The following is a 4,053-nucleotide window of genomic DNA, read 5'->3' as shown; positions in this document are numbered from 1 at the left end:
CAATCCGGACCGCCATCCGGCGGCCGCCGCCGAGCCGAAGGCGCAGGACCGCAAGCCCGCCGCCAGCCTGAACGAGCTGTACGAGCGTCTCCGCAACGCCGAGGACGACGCCGAGGCGAAGGGCGTCGCGACCCTGATCGAGCGCCGCCTCGACCGGTCCGGCAGCGCCACCGTGGACCTCCTCACCGATCGCGCCCGCCAGGCGATGACCGCACAGGACTTCGCCCTGGCCGCCGAGCTGATGGACCGCGCCACCGCGATCGAGCCGGCCTGGTCCGAGGGCTGGAACCGGCGCGCGACGGTGTTCTGGCTCCTGACCGACAGGGAATCGGCGATCGCCGACCTGCAGCGTGCGCTGGTGCTGGAGCCGCGCCACTTCGAGGCCTGGGCGGCCCTCGGCCGGATCTACCTGTCGATGGACGACAAGGCGCGGGCGATGAACGCCTATCGCCGGGCGATCGCCATCTACCCGCGCATGCCGAAGCTCAAGGACGCGATGGAGCGTCTGTCACCCGAGGTCGACGGTCGCGACCTGTGAAGGCCGTGATCCTCGCGCTCGCGAGCCTGCTCGGCCTCGTCGCGGCCCTGATCGGCGCCGTCCTCGGCGCGGGCGCGGTGGCGACGCTGATCATCACCGCCCGGGTCTCGGCGCAGCATCCCCCGGAAGGGCCGTTCGTCGACGTCGCCGGCGGCCGCCTCGCGACGATCCAGGCCGGCCCCGAGACCGGGGCCCGCGCCACGGTCGTGCTGCTGCACGGGGCCTCGGCCAACGCCTCAGACCCGATGGAGGGCGTCGGGCGGGCGCTCGCCGCGCAGGGTTTTCGCGTCGTCGCCTTCGACCGGCCGGGCTTCGGCTGGAGCGACCGGCTCTCGGGCGAGGACGCCGCCGCCCCGGCGGTCCAGGGGGCGGCCATCGCCGAGGCGCTGGAGCGCATGAACGTCGGCCCGGCGATCGTGCTCGGCCATTCCTGGGCGGGCGCCCTGGCGCTGAGCCTCGCCCTCGACCATCCCGAGCGCGTCTCCGGGTTGGTGCTGGTCGCGCCGGTGGCGCTGCCGTTCCGCGAGGCGCGGACCCCGGCCTGGTACTGGCGCCTCGCGCTCCAGCCGCCGGTGGCGTGGCTGCTGAGCCGGACGCTCGGCCCGCCCATCGGCCTGCGCTTCCTCGAGACGGCGGCGCGCAACGTGTTCCAGCCGCAGCCGGTGGCGGAGGGCTACGTCGACCGCAGCCGGGCCGCCCTGGTCCTGCGCCCGGCCACCCTGCTCGCCAGCGTGCAGGACCTGGTCGCGCTCCCCGCAGCCCTCGCTGCGCAGGCGCCGCGCTACAAATCGCTGCGCGTGCCGACGACGATCGTCACCGGCGATGCCGACGGCGCCGTCGGCAACACGAGTCAGGCCGAACCCCTGAGCCGCACGATCCCGGGGGCCGACCTCGTCGAGCTGCCGGGGATCGGCCACATGGTGCCGTGGGTGTCGACGCAGGCGCTGGTCGACGCGGTGTCGAAGATGGCCGAGCGGGTCGCCGCGCCGGAGGCCGCCCCGGTCGCGCCCTGAGGCGCCGCGTGGACCGGTCGGCGGTCGGATCGGCCGTCAGCGCGACGCGGAAGGCCAGACGACGGCTCGGGCCACGACGACGTGGATGCCGTTGAAGGTCGCCGCCGACGATCCCTACGGGACTTGGCCGAGGGCGAGGGCGTCCGACACGCGACGACGGAACGCCGCGTCGTCCTTGCCGGTCGGCAGGCGATAGGCCGGGAGGCCGTCGGGTGGCTGCGACGTCATCGGGAAGCCTCGCTACGATCGCCGCCGGGGCGAGCGGCGGCGCTCCGTCCCGCCGAAGAACGGGACGGAGCGGCCGATCACGCCTTCGCGGCGTGCTCGCGGGTGATGAAGGCGATGCGCACGAGGTTCGTCGCGCCCGGCGTCCCGAAGGGGACGCCGGCGACCACGATGACGCGGTCGCCGACCTCGGCGAAGCGCTCGCGCACCGCGAACTTCGCGGCCCGGAAGGCCATGTCGTCCACGTCGCTGGCATCGTTGGTGACGATCGGGTGCGTGCCCCAGGCGATCGCCAAGCGGCGCGCGGTCTCGCGCTTGGGCGTCAGCGCGATCACCGTGGCGTTCGGGCGCTCGCGCGAGAGCCGGAGCGCCGTCGAGCCCGAATGGGTCCAGGCCATGATCGCCTCGAGGTCGAGCGCGTCGACCATCTGGTGGGCGGCCGCCGCGATGGCGTCGGCGGCGGTGTGGTCCGGCGTCGAGTTCTGCGCGCGGATGATCGACCAGTACAGGGCGTCGCGCTCGACCTCCTCGGCGATGCGGCTCATCATGCCGATCGCCTCGAGCGGGAAGGCGCCCGACGCGCTCTCGGCGGAGAGCATCACCGCATCCGCGCCCTCGTAGACCGCGGTCGCCACGTCGGACACCTCGGCGCGGGTCGGCACGGGGGCGGTGATCATCGATTCGAGCATCTGCGTCGCGACGACGACGGGCTTGCCCATCCGCCGGGCGCCGCGGGTGATGCGCTTCTGCACGCCGGGCACCTGCTCCAGCGGCATCTCCACGCCGAGGTCGCCGCGGGCCACCATCACGCCGTCGGAGATCTCCATGATCTCGTCGAGCCGGGTCAGCGCCTGCGGTTTCTCGATCTTGGCCATCACCAGGGCGCGGCCGGCGCAGACCTTCTTCACCTCGGCCACGTCCTCGGGCCGCTGCACGAAGGACACCGCGATCCAGTCGGCGCCGACGTTGAGGCCGGCCTCGAGGTCCGAGCGGTCCTTGTCGGTCATCGCCGGCAGCGGGATCACCGTGTGGGGCAGGGAGACGCCCTTGCGGTTCGAGATGCGGCCGCCGACCTCGACGCGGGTCACGGCGCGCGTCTCGCTCGCCTCGGTGACGGTGAGGCGCAGCTTGCCGTCGTCGATGATGACGGAGTGGCCCGGCTCCAGGGCGGAGAGGATCTCCGGATGGGGCAGGTAGCAGCGGTGGACGTCGCCCGGCGTCGGGTCGCCGTCGAGGACGAAGCTCGCGCCGTTCTCGATCATCGCGAACCCCTCGGCGAAGGCGCCGAGCCGGAGCTTCGGGCCCTGGAGGTCGACCAGGATGCCGATCGGGCGCTTGAACTCGCGCTCGACCGCGCGGATCGCCTCGACCTTCTCGGGCAGCTTCTCGCGCGGCAGGTGGCTCATGTTGAGCCGGAACACGTCCACGCCGGCGCGGAAGAGTTTCGCAATCATCTCCGGCGAGTCGGAAGCCGGACCGAGGGTGGCGACGATCTTCGTGCGGCGTGAACGTTTCATCGGGCCTCCTGGGGCACATCGCTGCCGCCGCGTGCCCCTTGGCGGAACATCATGAAGTCGTGACGACGGGCATGCGGCCAGAAGCACCGGTCATGCTGCCCCGTCAAGGCGGGGCGGGGGGTTCAGGGCTGCGGTGCAGCCGGCTGGTTGGGGTCGGAGAGCTGGATCGTCCAGCTCTTCTGCTCGCCGGTGTCGACCTCGAAGAAGCCGTTGCGGTCGTAGCCGCGGGCGAGGCAGTCCTCGACGCCGCGGATCGTGAACTCGCTGTCGCGGGTGCACATCAGCGAGCGCCCGCTCCACTCGCCGCCGCGCGTGTAGTCGACGGCGAAGACGTAGTAGAACCGTGCGGCCAGGGCGCCCTTGAGCAGGGTCTCGCACGCCTTCGGCGTCAGGTCCCACCAGCCCTCCGTGACCCAGCCCTGCGGGTCGCGGTAGCCCAACGCGATGCCGACCTTGCTCGGGGTGAGGTTGCACAGGCGCAGGTCCGCGCGGGCCGGCGAGGCGCCGAGCATCGCGAGCCCGAGCGCCGCGCCGATCACGAGAAGCCGCAACGCAAACTCCCAAAAAAGTCAGCCGACGAGGATGATGCGGCAGTCGTTGACATTGGTCTTCGTCGGGCCGGGCTGAACCAGGTCGCCGACGCCCGCGCGATCTGCGAGCGCCGCGGGATCCCGCTGCCCGAGACCGCGATCCGCCTGCTGAACGACCCGCTGAACGAGACCCCGAAAGCCGGCGACCCGGCCTTCGCGCGGGCCGAGTA

5 protein-coding genes and 1 pseudogene are annotated in these 4,053 nt (G+C 72.7%); 2 read left to right on the top strand and 4 right to left on the bottom strand.

Annotation, left to right across the window (positions count from 1 at the left end; genetic code table 11):
• The first annotated feature begins 67 nt into the window (after positions 1-67).
• Together FV223_RS21840 and FV223_RS21835 are read left to right on the top strand one after the other, a co-directional pair.
• Positions 68-538, top strand: a complete 471-nt coding sequence (locus FV223_RS21840; RefSeq protein WP_147728960.1) for a tetratricopeptide repeat protein — start codon at positions 68-70, stop codon at positions 536-538.
• Complete coding sequence (locus FV223_RS21835) at positions 535-1,551, top strand: alpha/beta hydrolase (RefSeq protein WP_147728958.1); 1,017 nt, start codon at positions 535-537, stop codon at positions 1,549-1,551. Before FV223_RS21840 ends, FV223_RS21835 begins: the two co-directional genes overlap by 4 nt.
• 114 nt (positions 1,552-1,665) lie before the next feature.
• On the opposite strand, the gene FV223_RS31305 is transcribed toward FV223_RS21835, so the two are convergent.
• From FV223_RS31305 to FV223_RS31300, 4 genes and pseudogenes are all read right to left on the bottom strand, one after another.
• A complete protein-coding gene (locus tag FV223_RS31305; RefSeq protein WP_210246734.1) occupies positions 1,666-1,779 on the bottom strand; it encodes a DUF1737 domain-containing protein in 114 nt (37 codons plus the stop codon).
• A 77-nt stretch (positions 1,780-1,856) separates the two neighbouring features.
• Positions 1,857-3,293 carry a pyruvate kinase gene (pyk, locus tag FV223_RS21825; protein ID WP_147728957.1) on the bottom strand — a complete coding sequence of 479 codons (1,437 nt, stop codon included), beginning with the start codon at positions 3,291-3,293 and terminating at the stop codon, positions 1,857-1,859.
• 122 nt (positions 3,294-3,415) lie between these two features.
• Positions 3,416-3,805 (bottom strand): DUF1036 domain-containing protein, encoded by a 390-nt coding sequence (locus FV223_RS21820; protein WP_147728959.1) that lies wholly within the window; start codon positions 3,803-3,805, stop codon positions 3,416-3,418.
• Between the two features lie 57 nt (positions 3,806-3,862).
• A pseudogene (locus FV223_RS31300) lies at positions 3,863-4,053 on the bottom strand (hypothetical protein); the annotation flags it as partial.

The organism is Methylobacterium sp. WL116 (genome assembly GCF_008039455.1).
GTDB lineage: Bacteria > Pseudomonadota > Alphaproteobacteria > Rhizobiales > Beijerinckiaceae > Methylobacterium.
The sequence above is the reverse complement of the archived record's forward strand: the minus strand, read 5'-3'. Positions and strand labels throughout refer to the sequence as shown.